Genomic DNA, 22,277 nt, shown 5'->3' on the forward strand with positions numbered 1-22,277 from the left:
TTTCTCCTATTGTTCTATATTACATTTACGAATTGCATCCATAAACCATGTTTTGAATGCGTCAGCATCTACGTCTGACGTTACAGTCGCATTTGCTTCTTTTCCTAGATAACCACGAAGGTCTACGAGTGTCGCACCCGCTGTCATTTCCCCCACTGTCTCAATCGCAACATGCGTTGTGACTGTTTCGAATAATTCTGGTTTCAATAAGTATGCGACTGCACATGCATCATACATTTTTAACCCTGTTCCAAATGATCCACCACGATACTGTTTGAAAAGACTGTAGAACATGTGACCAATTGGGTTCATATCTTTAATAATTTCAGAATCTTCTGGATAAACAAGTGCTTTCAAGCCCACGTCCAATCCGACCATTGTTAATTTGATGCCACTTTCAAATACGATTTTTGCGGCTTCAGGATCAACTGCGATATTAAATTCTGAATACACTCCGAAGTTACCTCGCCCCATTGATCCGCCCATCAAGACAATTTCGTCAATGCGATCGATGACTTGTGGGTATTCACGAATCAACATTGCAATATTTGTAAGTGGACCGATTGGGAGTAATACCGTCTTGTCATTAGCCATCAAAGTTTCATACATTGCTTCAACTGCCGATTTATCTAAAACAAGATCCTGTTGTGGTTCTGGAAAATCATATCCATCCATTCCACTGGCACCATGAACACCACTTGCATCTCGCGGTTCACGAAGCAATGGACGGCCTGCACCAATTGCAACAGGGATTGGTTTTTTATAAAAACTTAGAAGTTTCAAAAGGTTGTTCGTTGTTTTTTCAATTGAAACATTACCAGCTACTGTTGTAATTAGTGATACATCCAACGTCTCATCAAACAAGGCAATTGCAATGGCAACTGCATCATCAATCCCAGGATCAGTATCAATTATAACTTTTCGTTTATTCATAGCACTATTCCTCCTCTTGCGCTTTCATAAAAGCTTCCAGATCACTTAAACGAGGCATTGAAGCTTGTGCTCCAACCTTCGTACAAGCAAGCGCTCCTGCAGCACTTGCAAGTTTGAGCGTCTTTTCAATTTCAATGTTTTGGGTCAAACCGTAGAGCATCGTTCCGATGAAAGCATCACCTGCTCCGGTTGTATCTACGACATCAACTTTGAATGGTGCGGCTTCGACCGTTTTTTGTTGATCACAATAGACACTTCCTTCTGAACCCATCGTGACGACAACTGCATGGACCCCTTTTTCAAAGAAGATTGCCGCTGCTTGCTCAACATCACGAACATTGTTTGGGAAAATTCCCGCCAATATTTCAGTTTCAGTTTGGTTCAAAACTAAATAATCAATATTTTGATAAATTGCGTCAGCGACCGCAACTGCAGGCGCTGGATTAACAATGGTTGTCATGCCTTGTTTCTTGGAAACTTCCAAGCCATAAGCAACTTGTTCCAACGGAACTTCAAACTGTGCTAAGAAGTAATCGTCAGTGCTACCCTTTACATATTTATCAATTTGCGATGATGTCACGACCTCATTCGCACCAGCATCAAGAATAATTCGGTTATCATTATCAACACGGATAATAACTGCAGTTCCTGTAGGTACCTCATCATTCACATGAATTCCTGCAACGTGGACACCATATCGATTCATTTCAGAAATCGCATGATTTCCAAAACTATCATTTCCTACATTGCCAATTAGATGTGTCGATGTTCCCAATCGGGATACAGCCACTGCTTGATTTCCCCCTTTGCCACCAAGTGTTTGTACGAAACCATGGCCGTTCATTGTTTCGCCTTGATGTGGTAAACGATCTGCGGAGATCATTAAGTCTGTGTTGATACTGCCTAACACAAATACTTTACTTTTGCTCATAATACATCACCATTCCACTTCCTAAACCATCATTGGGTCGTTCAATAAACCCAAACCTCTTGTAAAAGCTTTCCATCCCTCGGGTTGACATTAAGCCGATATAAGCATTATCACAGGCAACGGTACTGATATACTCGAGTGCATAATCCACAAGTATTTTACCGACACCGTTTCGTTGATAATCCTTTCGGACAATAACATCTTTGAGGAAAAAGACAATGCGATTGTCACCAATGACGCGGGCACAACCGATTGCTTCGTCATATTCATCGTAGACAACAACATCATACAAATCATGTGCTAAAGCAATTTCAATATCTTTAGCATCGTAATCCATAAAATTTGCATCGGTATGTAATGCTTGATAAATCTGGGGTGTTAAACTGTTGTCAACAATTCTATATTTCATGATAAAGCGCTTTACCTTTCTTACGCCACCATAATACATCGAAATGTAAACGCTGTCAATTGATTTCATAAAAAAAAGAACCTGAGGTTCTTTTAGACTTTATGCAAATACGGCTTGAGAACTACGTTCGGAAGCTTTTTTTTATTTTTTATTCCTTCAAATAAAATGTTCACAGCATGCGACCCCAATGCTTCAACGTCCTGAGCGACAGAAGCAATCACATAACCAAACATATTTGAAAGTTCAAGATTATCATACCCAACAACTTCAATACTACGATCCTGTTGTTTCAAGAGCTCAGATACAAGTGCGTACGCCATAATATCATTGGAGGCAAAAACAGCCGTAATCGACTCGTTAGCAATTATTTGAGGGATGTGAACTTGGGCACTTTTATATCGAAAATCCCCTTCAAAAATCATCGTTTCATCAACGTGGAGGTTCGCATCCGCCATTGCCGCCGTATAACCTTCGAAACGGCGCCTTCCAACGAAAGTATCCAACTTACCGGTAATACATGCAATTCCAGTATGACCTTTTTCAATTAGATATTGGGTTGCAATGTAACTTCCATAATAACTATCAAAGAGAACTTGGTTCTCATCAACATTTTGATAGCCCCGGTCCAACAATACATAGGGTACATCAATTTTTTGAATAACTTTTTCATAGAAAGCTTGAGAAGCGTTACTCTCATTCGAGACGCACAAGATAAGCCCATCAACCTGACGATCTAACAGCTCTTTGATAAGCCGTTTATCAGCCTCTAAAGATTCGTCACTATTCGCAATCAAAACCATGTATCCTTCTTTTGATAAAGTATTGGTAATGACTTTGGCTACGGTCGCAAAGAACGGGTTCTCAATATCCGGAACAATCAAACCAATAGTGTGAGTGGTCTGAGTCGATAAAGAACGTGCTAGGTGGTTTGCACGATAATGGTGCAACGCAGCAAGTGTTTCAATTTCATCACGTTTTGCTTGCGAGATTCGTGACGGTCTACCGTTTAAAACAAGTGATACCGTTGTTTCCGATACCCCTGCCATTTGAGCTAAATCTTTCAATCTCACTTTTTTCATAGTTATCCCTTTCAATGTCTTTATCTTTATTCTATGTTGTAATGGTACCATAAATCAATGCTATAATATTAACAGGAGGTAATTGTTATGAAAATTGCTTGGATTGGAACTGGTGTTATGGGCGCTCCCATGGCGAAGCACCTTGCGAAAGCAGGTCACGATGTTCATGTTTACAATAGAACTTTTGAAAAGGCTAAACGTTTAGAACCCGAAGTGACAGCACATAAAACGATTGAAGCGGTTGTTCGCGACGCCGATGTTATTTTTTCAATCGTTGGATATCCAACCGATGTCGACGCTGTGATTCACGAAGTAATGAATCACGCTAACCCACAATCAATTCTTGTCGATATGACCACATCATCCCCTTCACTTGCAAAAGCATTGTATGAAGAAGGTGCGACTCGAGGATTTAAAGTTGTGGATGCTCCAGTCACTGGCGGAGATTTAGGAGCAATCAACGCAACGCTCTCAATCATGGTTGGTGCTGATCAAGATGTGTTTAATACAATTAAACCGTTACTTGAAATCATGGGTAAAACAATTACCTATATGGGGCCTGCGGGTAGTGGGCAACATGCCAAACTCGCAAATCAAGTTGCCATCGCAGGAGCCATTGGCGGTGCAGCGGAATCACTGCGATATGCCGAAATTAAAGGGTTAAACCTTGATGCTATGTTACAAGTTATTACGGGGGGATCGGCAAACTCTTGGCAAGGTGCAAATAATGGTCCGAAAATGATCGTTAAGGATTTCGAACCTGGATTTTATGTAAAACACTTTTTGAAAGACCTTAAACTTGTGATGTCTGAGAAAGGTGATTTACGACTCCCTATTACTGAAGGAATTACAGAAATCTATGAAATTCTTTCGCGAAATGGGTATGATAATTTTGGAACGCAAGCAATCATTGATTACTATCTTATGGATTTAAGATAAGCCTGTCATTGCCTAAGTATGAAAAAAGTAGATCTGTTTAAGACAAATCTACTTTTTTTACTGATTTTGAAGTGAACTGTGGTTAGTCGTTCAGAATATCCATGAATGGCAAAAGCACATCGTCAAGCATGATGAATCCATTATCTGTGGTAACAATTCGATCACTTTCAACAATGAGTAGCGATTCAGATACACCTTGAGCTATCGCGTCTTTAAAAATATCAAACATCGAGATGCCAAAACGCGATTCAAATCGAGCAAACGTAACGCCATCACGCATTCGTAACCCCATCATCATAAACTCAAAATATTCGTCTTCACGTGAAAGTTCAATTTCTTCTTTATAAGCATCTTTTTGTAGATACTCAGCGAGACGAACGGACCATGTACGGCGATAACCATCCACTTTCATACTTGATCCTGGGCCCAGTGCATAAAAATCTTCATAACGCCAATACACTTGATTGTGACGGCTACGAGCGCCAGGTTTCGCAAAGTTTGAAATCTCATACTGTTCAAAACCTGCTTCTTTCATGATTTCCATACATAAAAGAAACATTTCCGTTTCGAGTTCAATTGGTACCTGTTTGACGCCGCGACGCCCGAATAGTGAATTTGGTTCAACTGTCAAGGCATAGATTGAAACGTGGTCGGGATTCAAGGCAATGACATCCTTCATTGACTCCTTAAAACTTTCGATTGTTTGCCCTGGTAGTCCATACATCAAATCCAATGAAACATTTTGAATCCCAACCTGACGCAAGAGATTTAACCCTTTTTCGACATCATAGAATTTATGATGTCGGCCAATCGCTTCTAACAAAGTATCATTGGTAGTTTGGACCCCAAGACTCATCCTGTTTACACCATAGTCATGCAACATCTGTACATTTTCTAGTGTTAAATTTTCGGGGTTGCCTTCAAAAGTCCACTCATAGTTTTCTGCTAGATGAGGCTTCAATGCTTGAAGCAGTGCCTCCAGTTGATCATTCTCTAACGATGTCGGCGTTCCACCACCAACATAGATTGTTTCTAAACCATTGGGTAGCGCATTGATTTGTTGAATCAAGCGAATCATAAAGTTATCGGAAATTTTACGACCATATTTAAACCGCGTAAAATCACAATATCCGCAAATATGATCACAGAACGGAATATGTACATACAATGCTTTAGTACTCACGTTGCATCACCTCTTTGATTTTATCATTGATTATCGTCTCGACATCAAGTTGCTTATCGATGCAAATTGATAATGCATACATAAGGACATCTGCAAGTTCTTTTTCAAATGCAGCCTCCGATTCTTGAAGACTATCTTTGAGTTCTTGGCCTTCTTCAAGTATGCAATCGACCATAAACGGAATCGTATCTGTTTGATCCCAACCAAAGTGCTCACGCATCCTTTGTATGTCTTTAAGAACTTTATTCATCATCCATCGAGAGAACAGACATAAAGGCTTCTTGTGGAATTTCAACACTTCCGACTTGCTTCATGCGTTTCTTTCCTTCTTTTTGTTTCTCAAGAAGTTTCTTCTTACGGGTGATGTCTCCACCATAACATTTCGCAATAACGTTTTTACGAACTGCTTTTATGGTTGATCGGGCAATAATTTTTTGATTAATTGCTGCTTGAATGGGCACTTCAAATTGTTGTCTTGGAATTAATTGTTTCAGTTTTTCTGTAATTACTTTACCACGATTATGGGCAAAATCACGGTGTACAATTGTTGATAAAGCATCCACAATCTCTCCATTTAGTAAGATGTCCATTTTCACAAGTTTTGATTCTTGATATCCAATGAATACATAGTCGAAAGATGCATATCCGCGAGTTGAAGATTTAAGGCGATCAAAGAAATCGAACACAATTTCAACAAGTGGCATATGATAGATAATATTCATACGTGTCGCATCTAGTGCTTGCATATCGACATAAATTCCACGTTTGCTTTGGCATAGCTCCATGACGGAACCTACATATTCAGACGGTACAATTATTTCAGCTTTAACATATGGTTCCTCAACACGTTCAATTACGTTTGAGATTGGCATTTTGGATGGGTTTTCGATTTTCATCATGTCCCCATTTGTTAAGTAGACATGGAATTCTACTGATGGTGCTGTTGCAATCAAATCAAATTGATATTCGCGCTCTAAACGCTCTTGAATGACATCCATATGCAATAGGCCTAGAAAACCACATCGGAACCCAAATCCTAACGCTTGAGATGTCTCCGGTTCAAAAACTAATGATGAATCGTTAAGCGCCATTTTTTCAAGTGCTTCACGCATGTCTGTATAACGTTTGCTATCGATTGGATATAAACCACAGTAAACCATCGGGTTTAACTTACGGTATCCTGGAAGTGCTTCAGCAGCAGGATTTTCCTCAAGTGTTATCGTATCTCCTACTTGAACATCTTTAATCGATTTGATGGATGCTCCGATCCATCCTACTTCCCCTGTTACAAGTTCTTTTTTCTTCACTTCTTTCGGCGTTCGGATTCCCAATTCAGTAACTTCAAAGACAGCGCCTGTTTGCATAAAGCGTATTTCATCGCCTACTTTTACGCTTCCTTCTTCAATTCGAACATACGCAATTACGCCACGGTATGTATCATAAATTGAATCAAAAACTAAAGCCTTAAGCGGCGCATTCAGATCACCGCGTGGCGCTGGAATTTTAGCAACGATTGCTTCTAACACTTGATCAATGTTTAAACCTGTCTTTGCTGAGATTAATGGCGCATCACTTGCATCAATGCCTAAGACATCTTCAATTTCTTTTTTAACACGCTCTGGATCTGCGGATGGCAAATCAACTTTATTGATAACGACCATAATTTCTAAATCATTTTCAATTGCAAGGTACGCATTAGCTAATGTTTGAGCTTGAATACCCTGTGTTGCATCAACAACAAGAATTGCACCCTCGCACGCAGCCAGTGATCGAGAAACTTCATAGGTAAAGTCAACGTGCCCCGGTGTATCAATGAGGTGGAAGATATACTCTTCCCCATCATTTGCTGTATAGCTCAGTTGAACTGAGTTTAATTTAATTGTTATTCCACGCTCACGCTCTAAATCGAGTTGGTCGAGTAATTGTTCTTGCATGTCGCGTGTTGCAACAGTTTGTGTTTTCTCTAAAATACGGTCAGCCAGAGTTGATTTCCCATGGTCGATATGCGCAATAATTGAGAAGTTTCTTATGTTTTTTTGATTCATGAATCGAGACTCCTTATATGCCCAATTAGTTTACTAAACTTTGGATACAGAACCGTCGCCAAGCCAGCTGAAATCAGCCCCTGGGGAATGTTCATTGTTAGTGAAGCTATGCCCGCTTCGAGGCTTTGATAAATAACTGCATCGACAATTCCATACGATAATGCCATGACTAATCCAGCAGCAAAAAATGGAACTGCGTATTTCTTAGTGGTTAGGAATCGTTTGAGTAGTAAGATTATCACAACTTCAAACGCCTTAATGAATAATGTGAACAACGCATATTGGGGATATCCTAAAAAGATATCTGCAATTGCAGATCCAACCCCTGCCGCAAATAAAGCACCGCGAACTGGTAGTAATATTACGGATAACATAATCATTGCATCTCCCAAGTTCATGTAGCCGTAAAGCGGCACTGGGATTTTAACAATCATCGTAGTTGTAGTAATTACTGCTGTCGTAAGCGCAATAAGTGTTAAGAGTTGAGTTCTTTTGATTTCATATTTTTCGTTCATTCAAATGTTCTACCTTTCCATGTACGGCCAATGCCGTTCGCAAAATCTTTTGCTGAAATTGCAGGTTTTCCTGCCGGTTGAATTTTATGAATAACGACACTTCCATCAATGCAGGCAATACGAACACCACGCTCACTTACCTCAAGAATGGTTCCAGGGTTAGCATGAGGTGCGTTGTATTCGACACTAACGTCGTGAAATTTTACAGTATTTCCTTCGAATACGCCATAACCAACAGGCCATGGAATGAGTCCTCTTATATGGTTATAAACGTCCTGAACCGGTCTGTTGAAACTAACAAATTCATCATCTCGTTGAATCGTGTACGCTAATGTTACACGATCCGCATCTTGAGGGATAAACTCAAGCTCTCCATGAAGGTAACGTTTCAAGTCGATATGAATTAAATCTTTGGATACTTCCATCAGTTTTGCCTCAACATGGCCCATTGTATCATCTGCTTCAATTGGAACAGCACGCGATGTTAACATATCACCACTATCCATTCCAACATCCATAAGCATAAGTGTTACACCAGTCTCTTCTTCCCCTCGAATAATCGACCAATGTATCGGTGCACCACCACGGTATTTTGGCAGTAATGATGCATGGACATTCAGACATTTATATTTCGGATAATCCAGAATTACCTTTGGTACAATTTGACCATAAGCACAGGTTATGATTAAATCTGGTTCATAATCTAAAACAGCTTGAAAATCACTTCGTATACGTTCAGGTTGTAAAACATCAATGTTATTTGCGATTGCTAATTCTTTGATTGGTGAGGCTTTTAGCTCACGTTTTCGTCCAAACGGGCGATCGGGTTGTGTCACAACAGCGACAACATCGTAGTTGTCATCAAGTAGTTGTTGAAGCACTACACATGAAAAAGGGGTCGTCCCCATAAATATTACTCGCATTTTATCACATCCTAGGGCTATTATAGCATGCTTTGTGACTAAGTTAAAAGTTATATCTTTCAATGGATTATCACTTTCTATGTTTCTAAAAATGCTATGATTAATTCATATAGGAGGTGTGTTTATGCCACAAATTGAAAGTCAAAAGAAACGAGTGTTGACGACACGTAAAGCTACAGCAGCTAACAAACGTCAAAAGTCGTCATTACGTACTACAATGTCAAATCTTCGTGTTGCTGTTGAAGAAGGACGCAAAGACGATGCGGTTGCATATTTCAACCGTGCAAACGAATTACTTGATAAATCAATTACAAGTAATATCCATCATCCAAACTACGTAAGCCGTCAAAAATCGACACTTGCAAAACTCATCAATACTATCTAGCTTATAGTATTTATAGACAAACAAAAGCCGTTAGATCGGCTTTTTGTTTGTCTATTGTTTAATTTGTAACAAGAATAGTTCGAATGCTATGTATTGGTCAATTTTCCCTGATTTAACGTTTTGGTCAATTTCGGCAAGCATATTAAGCAACATTAGAACACTTTGCGAATCGCGGATTTGATTTCTAACTAAAAAAGCTGCTTGTTTTGAAGATATTTCTAGAATCTCACTGATGGTATTTGCCATTAAATGGGCTTCGTAGAGTGCGCTCACTTGATAAATGCGTCGAAGACTGAATGCAACAAGGCCAATGAGTGATAGTGGATCCATTTTTAATTCGAGAAAATCTTGATAGAGCGCGAATGCCTCAGTAACATTGCGATCTAAAATTGCATTCGATAATTTAAACATTTCACTTTCAAAGGGACGAGAGACTAAAATATTGACATCCTCTTTTGTGATGGGACGCCCCAATACACTAAGCTTAGCGAGCTCTGATTCAAGTTGTACAAGGTCATTCTCAATACGTTGCACTAGCAGTTGAATTGCCGCTTCTTGAATTTGAATATTTTGAGATTTAATCACATCCCGGATACGTTGATTGACAAGTCCAACATCGACAGTGTCAAGAATATGGTTCTGCGCATGCTTATCTAAGAATTTTTTAATTTTTGTTTTAGCAAGTGGCTTTTTATCGAAAATTATGAGGATTCTGACTTCTAGAGAGGATCGTTCCAAAAGCTGTATTAGCTCTGCTTCTGGAGCTTTTTTTTGTTCTTTATCTCGATATGAAAAAATAACGAGTTTGTTCCCACCAAAGAGCGAGAACGTCATGACCGCTTCTTCGAGCTGGTCGATATGAAACTCTTTAGATGCCATATCAATTTTAACAAGATCAAAATCACCATGCTGTCCACGATGTTCATTTTCAATACGTTTTATGTGTTCCTGAATTTGAAATCGGTCAGTACCGTAGATTACATCTAACATTTTATCACCGGTTCTATTATATCAAATGTATGTTTCTTTGTAAGTACTACATGAAAAATAGAATTGATATAGATTGTTATATCTCCATGTGTTTCTGTATGCAAGTAAGGAATACGCCGATTATGTAGCTTTCTTAATACTTGCTGATGTGGATGACCATATGTTGATTTTTTGGAACTAATAACTACGTATTTAGGCCGGGTTGTATCTAGCAATGCGTCAGATGTTGAGGTCTTTGAGCCATGATGGCCCAGTTTTAATACACTCAAGCAACCAATCAGATGATTTTTTGCCATAATCTCCTCTTGCGATTGATAAGCGTCACCTGTGATTAGAACATTGTACGGTAGAACCAAAATTCGAGAATTTTCGTTACCTTCAGGAAATGATTGATTATCCAAGACAGTATCAGCTAAGACCACTGGCTCTAATTTGCTCGTTATTGCTTTAAGATGGAACCTCTGCTCTATGAATGCTTGATTTCCATTATGATCAGTATCCGAATGCGTTATAACAGGTTGGTCAATTTTAACGACACCCTGACGCATTAGTGCTTTAAGCAATTTATATTTAGCCGACTCTTTTCCGGTATCGATTAGCGTCGTGTGACTATTGAAAGGGTACTGGACTAAAGTGGCATCCCCTTGCCCTACATCGATGAACGTAACTCGATAAAATGGATTATATACAATGAATATAGAGACAAGCAGCAACGTATAACCGAATTGCTTATGACTCATTTTTCGATACAAAAGGATCAAACCAATAGCAAGCATTCCATGCAACTCACCAACAATACTGAAACGGTTCGTAAACGCACTATTTAAAATCGCATCAATTGCATTCATGAGCGAAAGAGCAATATTCTCAGTTTCCGGACAGAAAAGTGCCAGAATGGCACAAGCATAAACAAGCCCATAAACATAACGAATCCATCGATAACATAAGTGTTCAATCACATTGTTACGATAAAATAGAGACTGATAGAATATGAAGCGCACGAGCTTCGGCAAAAGTCGTTCCCAATGCCTGCCTATCCCATGAATCAGATCTACCCCATAACACATAATAAATGTCGGAGTTAACAGACTATTTGGAAACAATGTCAAGATTAAAATAATTTGAGCGTGAATAGGTAAGAATGATTTCAATGCCAACCGCGCCGTAGCTAAACGAAAACCAAAAAGGAAAGCGATGGCACAACTTAAAAATCGATTTATTTGCACTGCACGATACGACCCAATCCATCTACGGAAAAATGTGTAAACAAGCAGTAAAAAGCCAGATACATACATCGAAACAAGAACACGCCAATCATGACCATCACTATTGACACCGTAGAGTATATGCTGCAATACGGGAGAGTCCTTAACACGATTCCATATCTGCGATCGTATGCCGTCCGAAGTTTCTGTTTTCGACAATTTGGCATGATTAACATTATAAACTACGCGTTCCGAGGTTATCGGTATCGATTCAAAATTCCCCTGAACTTCAACTATATCGCCAAGACTGATATCATAGGATCCGAGAACACGATACCCTTGATAGTTATCATATATGGTGATTGAGTGAGGCTGAATACGTTCAACATAACCCGCGACGTGCGATATCACAGTTAGTGAATTTCGAGATAGAAAAAAAAATCCAACTATTGCTATGAAAAGCAATGACCGATGTGAGTAGATTCGATACATCGGTATCACAATAAGCATCGCTAACATTATTTGTAGTGTTTTTTCTCCCTCAAAGATGCATAATACGACTAGTGAGTAGGTTATAAACCGATAAAAGGAAGAAGTTTCTCGAATTTCTTAGGCCCCATTCCTTTTACTGATTTTAACGATTCTAAGGTTTGAAAGAGACCAAATTGATCACGATAGTCAATAATATCTAACGCCATTTTGGGACCAACCCCTGGTAATGCTTCGAGTTCTAATGCATTTGCATGATTAATTGAAACTAAGGCATGTTGCTGTTTGATTGGTATAGAAATGACATCTCGATGACTCAGGATTCTTTCCGGATTTAGCTTTTGGAGGTCAACATCGTTCCCTAGTTCTACCTTAGTCAGCAATTCGCGCATTGTCGCATAAGGTTCCATTTTAATAGGAAAGGCTTTTTCATTATAAATCACAGTTACCTGAATTTCTTCATGACTTACTGATTGCATTCGCTTTATATCTAAAACATTCCAAATACCCGTTCCTACAATTGCACCTAAAACAATAAAAAAAAGAATACGTTGCATACTATCACCTATTTCTAAGTGCGTACGTAATGCAACATATCCTAATTATTTAATCTTTAAAATTTTAACTTGGTAAGGTTCTTCAACATTAACTTCAACAACATCCCCTTCAACTGCCTCAAGCATTGCTTGTGCAAGTGGTGAAACGTTGGAAATTTTACCGTTTTCTGGATCAGCTTCAACAGATCCAACGATATTAAATGTCTCTTCTTCGTCAATACCCATATCCAAAATTGTTACAGTCGCTCCTAAGCTTACTGTTTTATGTTTTTTCTTACTTGATGTGTCAATAATTTCGACTTTCGAAATGGTTGCTTCAAGTTCGCGGACGCGTGCTTCAACGCGTGCCTGACGGTCACGAGCTGCATCATAGTCAGCATTCTCGGACAAGTCACCTTGAGCGCGTGCTGCTTTTAAGTCTTCAATTACTTCTGGTCGTTCTACTTCAATTAAATGACGAAGTTCGCGATTCAGCTCATCAAGACCTTCCTGAGTTACTGGAATTCTTTCTGTCATATTATCACTCCTTGTTTTTGAATTATAACACACTACTATTTATGATACTACTTATTTTGGTTGTTAACAAATCAATAGCCACAGTATTATGAGCTCCCTCAGGAATAATAATATCTGCATGGCGTTTTGATGGCTCGACAAATTGATCATGCATCACACGAACTGTACTTACATACTGTTCGATGACGTGATCCATTTCACGGCCACGTTGATTTACATCCCGTTTCAATCGTCTAATAAAACGAACATCTGCTTCTGTATCGACAAACACTTTAATGTCTAACATTTCACGTAAGCTATCATTGTCCAGGGTCATAAGACCTTCAACAACAATAACATCACTTGGCATCAAGTCCTCATAAAATTGACTGCGGGTATGATTCATAAAATCATACACGGGCTTTTTAATGGCTTCTCGATTCTTAAGTTTTTGAATATCACTAACAAGTAATTCCATATCAAATGCGAACGGATGATCATAATTAGTATTTAAACGTTGTTCCATCGGAACATCCGTTTGATCATTATAATAATCGTCCATACGGATAATTGCGACGCTATTTGTTTCTTTGTAACATTCTTTTAATTTCTTTGCGATACTAGATTTTCCAGATGCACTTCCTCCGGCAATTCCAATAACAATTGGGTCCATATTTCCTCCTAATATCCTAATAGTTCCTTACGAACGACTTCATGCTCTTCATATGTTTTTTGGTAATGTACTTTTCCATCTCCATGAACATCTGCGATAAAGAAGATATAGTCATGTTCAGCATAATCTAATGTTGCTTCAATAGCTTTGATTGATGGATTTAGAATTGGCCCAGGTGGCAATCCATGGTTCAAGTACGTGTTGTAAGGTGAGTCTGGCTGTTCTGATTCACAATCTTCCCAATTTTTAAAATCATAGAGTGCATAACACACGGTAACACTTGATTCTAACTTAATATCTTGCTTCAAGCGGTTCATGAAGACACCCGCGACCATTCGCATATCTTCTTCAGTACTTGCTTCGTATTCAACAATCGATGCAAGGGTTGTGAGCTGATATGGTGTGAGCCCAGTTTTTTCGATGCGGTCTTTATATTTTTGATACTGAAGATCTGCATTTGCAACGAGTAACTCTGTTATTTCTTTCTCACTCGCTTCGATATTAAATGTATAGGTATTTGGATACAAATATCCTTCTAATAAAACACGCGCATCTTTATTGTTCAGTAATTCTACAGGTAGCACCTCATAGTATTCCATTAAACGCGCAATATATTCTTTATCATTCCATAATTCAAGTAATTTATCTTGAGATGCTGTAGTATGTTGCGAAATTTTCTTTGCCATATCTTTCGCCCAACTACCTTCAACGAGCATAATATTTACTTCGTCAGGGGCAGCGTTGGTTTCGTCGCTTAGGTATTCGAGAATTTCTTTAGTACTCCATGCTTTATCAAGTTCAAAGTTTCCTTGGAATGTATCGCCATAACCAGACACTTTCGCTTGAATATTCGCAAAGAATGATGATTTGATGATTCCTTGCTCTTCTAAATTACCGAGAACTTCTTTTTGAAATTCTCCTTCTTTTATTTGGAATAATACTGGATCAGTGGATGATGCCACAGGTTTGGTATTGATGTTGTAGAGAACAGCGAACATAACACCAGCCGCTACAAGTAAACTTACAACGGCTGCTATTACTTTAATTGCTGTTTTTGACCTAGTGTTCATGACTGTGATCATGGTCATGGTCATGATCGTGATGATGATCGTGGTCGTGGTCGTGGTCATGATCGTGATCATGTCCTTCTTCATGCTTAATGATAAATGCATTGAATACTTCTTCAATCATTTCCCATTCTTTTTCGTCAGTAATGCTTTCTAATTCACCCTCGGGTGTATAGCTAGACACAAATACCTCACCTGACTCATCTTCTGGGTTAATGTAAAGGACATATGATTTTTTAAATGTATCATCTTCGAATGTGAAAAGGATATCCATTGCTTGTTCTGTTCCGTCATCATTGATGACGATGATTGTTTTTTCATCTGTATTCATTTTATTTTCCCTCCAGGAATCGTTGTCTATCAAGGTATGACTGCAAAATTTGAACTGCAGCCAACTGATCGACTACTTGTTTTCTTTTTTTACGTGACATGTCTTGGTCAATAAGGACGCGGTTTGCCGCAACACTTGTGAGCCGTTCGTCCACAAGCGTAACCTTAACATTAAACCAAGTTTCTAATGTGTTTTTAAAATCTTCTGATAATTGCGCACGGTCCCCAACATCATTGTTCATCATTTTGGGGTAACCAAGGGCAATATTTTTAATGCGTTCTTTTGTAATTAGTTCCTCTAGCGGAGCCTTAAGTTCGTCTATAGACTCTTTATAATAGAGCGTTGCAACTGGGTGCGCGTACATTCCTAACGCATCCGACATTGCAACCCCACATGTTTTAGAACCAAAATCTAATCCTAATGCTTTTCCGAGCATTATTTCTCCTCGAGATAGAAACGCACGAGTTCTTCAATGATTTCATAACGTTCGACCTCTTGAATTGTATTTCGTGCGTTTTTGTGTGAAGAAATATAAGCGGGATCATTTGAGATTAAATAACCGGATATCTGACTGACAGCTTGATAGCCGCGGTCGTCAAGAGCCTCTTTTACTTCTTTAACAATTTCTTTAATTCTTGCTTGACGAACTACTTCAGAATTATAAGCCATTGTTTCTGCTACATTATCTTTAGACATTTGTATCACATCCTTTGTTTCTATTTTATCGTATCAGTGTGAAAAATTAAAGGATAATCCCTACTTTATTGTAGATTTCGCCTTTCGCATCACTGAGTTTGCTTAAATCTTTACCCCCAGCTTGTGCGAAGTTTGGACGACCCCCACCGTTTCCGCCAGTTGTGACAGCGGCAAGTTTTGCTAAATCACCAGCCTTGAACCCTGCTTTAATTGCATTTTCGCTTGCTCCAGCAACAAATACGAGTGATGATTCTTTCTTGTTTACTGCAACAACAATATCAACACTATTTCGGACACGTTCGACCATATCTTTCACGAAGTCAACATCTTGATCTTCTAATTCAATCCACGAGAAGGATAGTCCAGCTTCGTTTCTCAGTGCACTCGCAATGTGGTTTTGAGCTTGAACTGCAATAATTTCTGAGATCATTGCTGCGTATTTTCCTTCAAGGTCTTTCATTTCTTCAACCATCTCATCAATTCTCATTTTCAGTGTTTTTTGCGGTGTTAGGTGTAAAGTATCACGCAAATCAGACACTTCTTGTTCGTAAGCTTGATATGCTTCCAATGCACCTTTACTTGTTTTACCTGTTATACGACGAACCCCTGAACCAACACTTTCTTCGGAAATAAGTTTAAATAGACCGATTTCTCCAGTTCCTGTTGCATGTGTTCCTCCACATAGTTCAATTGAAACATCCCCCATCGAAACGACACGCACAACATCACCATAGTTTTCTGAGAAGAGCGCCATCGCCCCCATTGCTTTCGCTTCTTCAAGTGGTTTCTCCTCTGTAATGATCGGAAGGGATGCAGCAATCCATGCATTGAGTTGGTCTTCGATTTGTTTATGCTGCGCATTTGTAAGTTTGTCAAAATGTGTAAAATCAAAACGGAAGTATTGATCATCAACATAAGATCCCGCTTGTGTAACGTGATCTCCAACAATGTCACGCAACGCAGCTTGTAATAAGTGAACTGCGGAATGATTTTTGCGAATTAAGATGCGTCGTTCGCGGTCAACCTTTAAGGTTAGAACCTGCCCAACTTCAAGCGTTCCTTCAATATTTACAAAATGTAGGTTCTGCCCGCCATTAGCGCGTTTAACGTCCAATACACGACCCTGAACTGTGTCTGAAGTGAGTACTCCAGTATCTGCAACTTGGCCACCACTTTCAGCATAGAATACAGTCTTATCAAAGATTACATGCCCTTTTCCTTCGAAGGATGTCACTTGTTTACCATCAACAAACAATCCAATCACTTTTGCCTGTGTTTCGAGATCATCATATAAGAATTCGCTGGATTCTTTGAAATTCATGATGTCTTCTTGTTGAGAACCCATTGACTCAGATTTTGTTCGACTTGAACGTGCGAGTTCACGTTGTGCTTCAAGACTCACTCTAAATCCATCCAAATCAACTTCAATATGGTGCTCTTGCGCAATTTCTTGCGTTAACTCAATTGGGAATCCATATGTGTCGTAGAGTTTGAAAGCTACAGCACCAGGTAATTTGTCATCTTCGAGATGTTCAATCGTATCAAGTAGTAATTTTTCACCACCACTCAATGTTTTTGCAAAACGTTTTTCTTCGTTAAGAATTAATTCTTTGATCATTTCTTGACGATCTGTGAGATATGGATATGCGGGTTTCATGGTATCTACCACAACATCAACCAATTCGCTTAAGAACAAACCCTCGATATTGAGAACTTTCCCGAAACGAACTGCACGACGTAAGAGACGTCGAAGAACATAACCACGACCTTCATTGGAAAATAGTGCGCCATCAGCAAGTGTAAAGACCAATGAACGAATATGATCTGCAACGACGCGATATGCCATTACATTCTCTTCGTATTTGATCTCTGTCAAATTCGAAATTGCTAATAATAGTGGTTGGAAAAGATCTGTTTCAAAGTTAGTATCTGTTTCTTGAACAATACTTACAAGTCGTTCAAACCCCATTCCAGTATCAATATTTTTCTGAGGTAATTCTTTAAACGTCTCAATGGGTTGACCTTCTACAGCATCAAATTGCGAGAACACTACGTTCCATACCTCGACATAACGATCATTTTCCAAATCTTCAAAAAAGAGCTTTTCCCCAATGTTTTCAGGATCGTATTTTTCACCACGATCATAGAAAATTTCACTATTAGGACCACTTGGACCATTTCCAATCATCCAATAATTATCATCAGTACGTAAGATTCGAGCAGGATCAACACCGTGGTCATTTACCCAGTAGTTGTACGCATCATCGTCAAGCGTATGTACACTAAAGTATGCTTTATTCACATCGAGTCCTAACCATTGGTCAGAAAACAAGAATTCATATGCATATGCAATTGCTTCTTTTTTGAAATAATCTCCAATGGAAAAGTTCCCCATCATTTCAAAGAATGTGTGGTGACGTGCAGTACGTCCGACATTGTCGATATCATTTGTACGTAGGGACTTTTGAATATTTGTAATACGCGGATTTTGTGGTTTTACAGAACCATCAAAGTAGCGTTTTAAAGCTGCTACCCCTGAGTTAATCCATAGCAATGTATCATCATTGATTGGAACAAGGGGTGCTCCAGGCTCAATCATGTGGTTCTTTGATTCAAAGAACTCCAAGAACATTGTCCGTATTTGTTGACTTGTTAGTTGTTTCATTTTCTTCCTCCTGAATATAAAAAAAACATCCCCAACAGGAACGTTTTCACGCGGTACCATCCTGATTTATACTAGTCGTATACACCTCAATGTTTTTAACGCAAACACTACGGGGTACGCGACCCATCTGTCAAAGGAGCACTTTTACTAATTCCACAAGATGTTTCACCAACCCATCTCTCTCTTAAGAAGAATTTAATACAAGTATATCTTTGGTACGATTTTCCCTTTGATTTTATCACAAAAAAAAGGCTATGCCTAGCCTTGCACTAACATTTCAACCTTAATCACATCTTGAATATGTCCAACAACCACAAGAACATCTTGTGCTTCAAAAACTGCATCTGGTCCTGGTGATAACATCATTGCTCCGCGACGATTAATTGCTATGATTGTCATATTCGTAATTTGATAAAATGACGAACTGCGTATACTTTTACCAACGAGCTTTGAGGAAGGATCAATGTTGTACTCAAACCGTCTTAGGGGGTCCGATGACGCAAAACGACTTGAGATATCCATGATTTCTTGAATCACGTTGTTGATTTCTGTATCGAGTTCATGACGTCTGTCCATGAGAGATGCCAGTTTATGTTTTAATGCCGTCGCATCATTTACCGATGCATTACCATCTAAGTAGGCAAGCGCCTGTACTTTTGTACCAACGATGACACCGTAATTGGGCGCTACTTCAACGACATTCTCCTCTTCAAGCAAATTGATTGCTCTTCGAATTGTCTCTGGTGATACTGCATATTCGCTAGATAGTACCGAACGTCCAGATATTCGTTGCCCCTCTTCAAAATCATTACGCGCTATCCGGGCAGCAATATCCATTGCAATTTGTTGATAGCGTGGTTGTTTCTTCATATCTTTCATTCGGTCACCTCTTCTTCTACTAATATATCAAAAAAGAACTGTTATTAACAGTTCTTACTCTGCAAACATTGGCGTTGAGAGGTAACGTTCTCCCGTATCTGGTAAGACGACTACGATTGTCTTTCCTTCGTTTTCAGGGAGTACTGCAAGTTTCATTGCTGCACTGACGGCTGCTCCTGAAGAAACCCCAACTAGAAGCCCTTCTTCGCGTGCTAAACGACGTCCCATTATAATTGCTTCATCATCAGTAACTTTGGATATTGAATCATAGATTTTGGTATCTAGAATACCAGGTACAAATCCAGCACCAATTCCTTGAATTTTATGAGGCGATGGACTTTCACCACTTAATACCGCCGAACTTGCCGGCTCTACTGCCACAATTTTGATGTCCGATTTCTTTTCTTTAAGGAACTTACCAGTTCCGGTAATCGTACCACCGGTTCCAATTCCAGCAACGAGAATGTCGACATTTCCATCGGTATCATTGAAGATTTCTGGACCTGTTGTTTTGTAATGCATTTCTGCATTGGAGTAGTTTTCAAATTGTGATGGGATAAATGCATTATCGTGCGATTCTTTGAGCTCTTCCGCCTTCGCAATCGCACCTTTCATCCCCAGCGGACCTTCAGTTAATACTACTTCTGCACCGTACGCTTTTAGAAGATTACGGCGTTCAACACTCATCGTTTCAGGCATTGTAAGAATTACTTTCATACCTAATGATGCTCCAATTGAAGCAAGCCCGATTCCTGTGTTACCACTTGTTGGTTCGATGATGACAGTATCTTTATTGATAACACCCTCTTCAAATGCTTTAGTAAGCATTCCCAATGCTGCTCGATCTTTTACACTGCCACTCGGATTGAAATATTCAACCTTTGCATAAACATCAGCAACTGCACCTTCTGTTTTAGAAATATTTTCAAGTGCAATCAGTGGTGTATTTCCGATTAATTCGCGAATGTTCTTATAGATTTTCATTTTAAACCCACCTTTTCGATATGTTAACTATGTTTTAAGTATATCACAACGATTATCCGTTCGTAAACTGAAATGGTTAGAATGATTGACATTAATTTTCAAAACGAATAACATAGTGAATAAGGATGTGATAGAAATGAAATTATCCGCACGTACACGTTATGGTATCGCTGCCTTAACTTATATGCATATCAATGACCAGGAACTGACCACTCTTGTAAATATTGCGAAACATCTCAATATTTCTAAGATTTATCTCGAACAAGTCTTTTCGAGTTTGAAGCAAGCCAACCTTGTAGATGCTGTGAAAGGTCCTGCTGGTGGTTACTACTTAAAATCTAATAATTGTAATATGTTGAATATCTTACTCGCATTGGAGCCTTCACTCTTTGAGAAAACACCACCATCAACTGATGATGATGTCATCAATCGCGTGTTATGCACACACTTGTATACACCGTTGGATCAATCAATTCGGGAACGTCTCGAAGCGATTCGATTAAAAGACATCGCCGAAATCATAAAATCTGAATCCGGCGATGCCATAATGTATTATATATAGATTAATCTTGCAAGTCGTCTTCGACTTGCTTTTCTTTTGTGACGCGTACTTTTGCGATAACTTTCTCGTCAAGCTCAATAATGGAGAATCGATAACCACCAAAGACAGTATCAGACTCATCATTGATAACATCTTCCATTGTTGGAATACGTCCAAGCTCACTTACAAGGAAACCGCTGAGTGTATCATAGTCGTCAATTGGCAATCCAATTTCCAATACATCTTCAAGTTCTTCGAGGTCAACGAGACCTTCAACAAGGTATTCCCCTTCGTGCACTTCAACAATTTCGTTACCTTCTTCATCATCATACTCATCCATGATGTTTCCCATAATTTCTTCAATAAGATCTTCCATGGTCACAATTCCTGCTGTTCCACCATATTCATCAATAACAATGGCCATATGCATTTTGACATTTTGGAGTTCTCTAAAGAGTTCATCAATTCGTTTTGAATCGGGAACATAATAAGGTTCACGAATAAGTTCTTTAATATCAAACGGTTTTCCGTTTGCTTCTTTTACGTATCGAAGCAGATCCCGTAAATGAATAATACCAATGATTTTATCAATGCTATCGTCGTAGATTGGATAACGCGTAAAACGCTCTTCGTCCACGAGATTCATAATTTCTTCAAAAGTGCTTGTTGCATCGATTCCGACGATATCTGTACGGTGTGTCATAATGTCTGATACTTCTTGATTGTCAAATTCAAAGATATTATTGATCATTTCTTTTTCATTGAGATCAATTTCTCCTGCGTCAACCATAATTCGGATTTCTTCTTCCGTTACTTCTTCTTCCGCAGCATGCGGATCAATTCCAACTAAACGTAAAATTAGGTTGGTCGACATTGACAAGAACTTAACGATTGGTTTCGTAATTTTTGAAAGTATCGAAATTGGGTAAACTACAAAGAACGCAAATCCTTGCGGATTGGTCATCGCAATTCGTTTTGGAACAAGTTCTCCAAATACAAGCATCAGATATGATGTCAATAAAGTAACTGCTAGCATAGCCCCAGGTTTAACCACGGCTGGTGTTAGGTTCGCATTCGCTGTTATCCAATCTGTTAAGACTTGTGCAAACGCTTCAGACGCAAATGCCCCAGACAAAATACTTGCAAGTGACACACCAATTTGGATGGTTGATAAGAATTGGTTTGGGTTTTCCTTTAAAGCTAAAACCGTAGCCGCCTTCTTATTACCCTCCTCTTTCATTTGTTTAAGTTTGTTATTGTTAATCGATACGAACGCAAGTTCGCTTCCTGCAAAGAACGCATTTAGCATTACCAATACAAGTAACATTACGATTTGTAAACCCATATTATGCCTCCTCCTTTA

General features: G+C 39.0%; 25 protein-coding genes. 3 read left to right on the forward strand and 22 right to left on the reverse strand.

Translation table 11 applies throughout. From position 1 onward, the window contains the following. Window positions 1–6 precede the first annotated feature (6 nt). Genes rihC through GVV22_RS02710 form a run of 4 tightly spaced genes read right to left on the reverse strand, consistent with a single transcriptional unit; the run spans window position 7 to window position 3,352 of the window. Window positions 7–933: a ribonucleoside hydrolase RihC gene (gene rihC, locus GVV22_RS02695; RefSeq protein ID WP_159648633.1), complete on the reverse strand. Its 927-nt coding sequence runs from the start codon at window positions 931–933 to the stop codon at window positions 7–9. 4 nt (window positions 934–937) lie between these two features. Next, the gene (locus GVV22_RS02700; RefSeq protein WP_159648634.1) at window positions 938–1,864 is read right to left on the reverse strand and encodes a ribokinase; all 927 of its coding nucleotides are present in this window, start codon (window positions 1,862–1,864) and stop codon (window positions 938–940) included. Then, window positions 1,851–2,342, reverse strand: a complete 492-nt coding sequence (locus GVV22_RS02705; protein ID WP_236261911.1) for a GNAT family N-acetyltransferase — start codon at window positions 2,340–2,342, stop codon at window positions 1,851–1,853. Before GVV22_RS02705 ends, GVV22_RS02700 begins: the two co-directional genes overlap by 14 nt. Window positions 2,343–2,365: 23 nt before the next feature. Further along, on the reverse strand, window positions 2,366–3,352 hold the full coding sequence (locus tag GVV22_RS02710; RefSeq protein WP_159648635.1) for a LacI family DNA-binding transcriptional regulator: 987 nt from the start codon (window positions 3,350–3,352) through the stop codon (window positions 2,366–2,368). An 87-nt stretch (window positions 3,353–3,439) separates the two neighbouring features. Between GVV22_RS02710 and GVV22_RS02715 the strand changes: the two genes are divergently transcribed. Next, on the forward strand, window positions 3,440–4,291 hold the full coding sequence (locus GVV22_RS02715) for an NAD(P)-dependent oxidoreductase (protein ID WP_159648636.1): 852 nt from the start codon (window positions 3,440–3,442) through the stop codon (window positions 4,289–4,291). An 82-nt stretch (window positions 4,292–4,373) separates the two neighbouring features. On the opposite strand, the gene hemW is transcribed toward GVV22_RS02715, so the two are convergent. From hemW to fmt, 5 genes are read right to left on the reverse strand one after another with little or no spacing between them, the layout of a single operon-like run. Beyond that, window positions 4,374–5,474, reverse strand: coding sequence for a radical SAM family heme chaperone HemW (hemW, locus tag GVV22_RS02720; RefSeq protein WP_159648637.1), 1,101 nt, complete (start codon window positions 5,472–5,474; stop codon window positions 4,374–4,376). Next, complete coding sequence (locus GVV22_RS02725; RefSeq protein WP_236261790.1) at window positions 5,464–5,724, reverse strand: MazG nucleotide pyrophosphohydrolase domain-containing protein; 261 nt, start codon at window positions 5,722–5,724, stop codon at window positions 5,464–5,466. Before GVV22_RS02725 ends, hemW begins: the two co-directional genes overlap by 11 nt. Then, window positions 5,717–7,519 carry a translation elongation factor 4 gene (lepA, locus tag GVV22_RS02730; protein WP_159648639.1) on the reverse strand — a complete coding sequence of 601 codons (1,803 nt, stop codon included), beginning with the start codon at window positions 7,517–7,519 and terminating at the stop codon, window positions 5,717–5,719. The genes GVV22_RS02725 and lepA overlap by 8 nt, the downstream gene beginning before the upstream one ends. Next, on the reverse strand, window positions 7,516–8,034 hold the full coding sequence (locus GVV22_RS02735; protein WP_159648640.1) for an ECF transporter S component: 519 nt from the start codon (window positions 8,032–8,034) through the stop codon (window positions 7,516–7,518). Before GVV22_RS02735 ends, lepA begins: the two co-directional genes overlap by 4 nt. Then, entirely contained in the window at window positions 8,031–8,957 is a 927-nt protein-coding gene (fmt, locus tag GVV22_RS02740) for a methionyl-tRNA formyltransferase (protein WP_159648641.1), read from the reverse strand. Before fmt ends, GVV22_RS02735 begins: the two co-directional genes overlap by 4 nt. Before the next feature lie 124 nt (window positions 8,958–9,081). On the opposite strand from fmt, the gene rpsT reads away from it, so the two are divergent. Next, window positions 9,082–9,342: a 30S ribosomal protein S20 gene (gene rpsT / locus GVV22_RS02745; protein WP_159648642.1), complete on the forward strand. Its 261-nt coding sequence runs from the start codon at window positions 9,082–9,084 to the stop codon at window positions 9,340–9,342. Between the two features lie 51 nt (window positions 9,343–9,393). Here rpsT and holA read toward each other — a convergent pair whose 3' ends face one another. The 12 genes from holA to cysK all read right to left on the reverse strand — a co-directional run bounded on the left by holA (window position 9,394) and on the right by cysK (window position 20,373). Next, window positions 9,394–10,332, reverse strand: coding sequence for a DNA polymerase III subunit delta (gene holA, locus GVV22_RS02750; protein WP_159648643.1), 939 nt, complete (start codon window positions 10,330–10,332; stop codon window positions 9,394–9,396). Next, window positions 10,326–11,948, reverse strand: a complete 1,623-nt coding sequence (locus GVV22_RS02755) for a ComEC/Rec2 family competence protein (protein WP_159648644.1) — start codon at window positions 11,946–11,948, stop codon at window positions 10,326–10,328. The genes holA and GVV22_RS02755 overlap by 7 nt, the downstream gene beginning before the upstream one ends. A 161-nt stretch (window positions 11,949–12,109) precedes the next feature. Continuing rightward, entirely contained in the window at window positions 12,110–12,583 is a 474-nt protein-coding gene (locus GVV22_RS02760; RefSeq protein ID WP_159648645.1) for a ComEA family DNA-binding protein, read from the reverse strand. Between the two features lie 45 nt (window positions 12,584–12,628). Then, window positions 12,629–13,099, reverse strand: a complete 471-nt coding sequence (gene greA, locus GVV22_RS02765) for a transcription elongation factor GreA (protein ID WP_159648646.1) — start codon at window positions 13,097–13,099, stop codon at window positions 12,629–12,631. Window positions 13,100–13,121: 22 nt separating this feature from the next. Continuing rightward, complete coding sequence (gene udk / locus GVV22_RS02770; RefSeq protein WP_159638154.1) at window positions 13,122–13,751, reverse strand: uridine kinase; 630 nt, start codon at window positions 13,749–13,751, stop codon at window positions 13,122–13,124. An 8-nt stretch (window positions 13,752–13,759) separates the two neighbouring features. Further along, window positions 13,760–14,821, reverse strand: a complete 1,062-nt coding sequence (gene mltG / locus GVV22_RS02775) for an endolytic transglycosylase MltG (RefSeq protein WP_159648647.1) — start codon at window positions 14,819–14,821, stop codon at window positions 13,760–13,762. Further along, window positions 14,811–15,149: a DUF1292 domain-containing protein gene (locus tag GVV22_RS02780; RefSeq protein ID WP_159648648.1), complete on the reverse strand. Its 339-nt coding sequence runs from the start codon at window positions 15,147–15,149 to the stop codon at window positions 14,811–14,813. The genes mltG and GVV22_RS02780 overlap by 11 nt, the downstream gene beginning before the upstream one ends. Window position 15,150: 1 nt before the next feature. Next, a complete protein-coding gene (gene ruvX, locus GVV22_RS02785; protein WP_159638148.1) occupies window positions 15,151–15,585 on the reverse strand; it encodes a Holliday junction resolvase RuvX in 435 nt (144 codons plus the stop codon). Next, the gene (locus tag GVV22_RS02790; RefSeq protein ID WP_159638146.1) at window positions 15,585–15,845 is read right to left on the reverse strand and encodes an IreB family regulatory phosphoprotein; all 261 of its coding nucleotides are present in this window, start codon (window positions 15,843–15,845) and stop codon (window positions 15,585–15,587) included. The genes ruvX and GVV22_RS02790 overlap by 1 nt, the downstream gene beginning before the upstream one ends. Before the next feature lie 46 nt (window positions 15,846–15,891). Then, window positions 15,892–18,510 (reverse strand): alanine--tRNA ligase, encoded by a 2,619-nt coding sequence (gene alaS, locus GVV22_RS02795; protein WP_159648649.1) that lies wholly within the window; start codon window positions 18,508–18,510, stop codon window positions 15,892–15,894. 258 nt (window positions 18,511–18,768) lie between these two features. Further along, window positions 18,769–19,389 carry a TrkA C-terminal domain-containing protein gene (locus GVV22_RS02800; RefSeq protein WP_159648650.1) on the reverse strand — a complete coding sequence of 207 codons (621 nt, stop codon included), beginning with the start codon at window positions 19,387–19,389 and terminating at the stop codon, window positions 18,769–18,771. Window positions 19,390–19,443: 54 nt separating this feature from the next. Then, the gene (gene cysK, locus GVV22_RS02805) at window positions 19,444–20,373 is read right to left on the reverse strand and encodes a cysteine synthase A (RefSeq protein ID WP_159648651.1); all 930 of its coding nucleotides are present in this window, start codon (window positions 20,371–20,373) and stop codon (window positions 19,444–19,446) included. A gap of 136 nt (window positions 20,374–20,509) precedes the next feature. On the opposite strand from cysK, the gene GVV22_RS02810 reads away from it, so the two are divergent. Continuing rightward, window positions 20,510–20,935, forward strand: coding sequence for an RrF2 family transcriptional regulator (locus GVV22_RS02810; protein ID WP_159638138.1), 426 nt, complete (start codon window positions 20,510–20,512; stop codon window positions 20,933–20,935). Between the two features lies 1 nt (window position 20,936). Here the strand turns inward: GVV22_RS02810 and GVV22_RS02815 are convergent, their stop codons facing one another. Next, window positions 20,937–22,259, reverse strand: a complete 1,323-nt coding sequence (locus GVV22_RS02815) for a hemolysin family protein (protein WP_159648652.1) — start codon at window positions 22,257–22,259, stop codon at window positions 20,937–20,939. Between the last annotated feature and the right edge of the window lie 18 nt (window positions 22,260–22,277).

It is taken from the genome of Erysipelothrix aquatica (assembly GCF_009828825.1).
Taxonomy (GTDB): Bacteria; Bacillota_I; Bacilli_A; order Erysipelotrichales; family Erysipelotrichaceae; genus Erysipelothrix; species Erysipelothrix aquatica_A.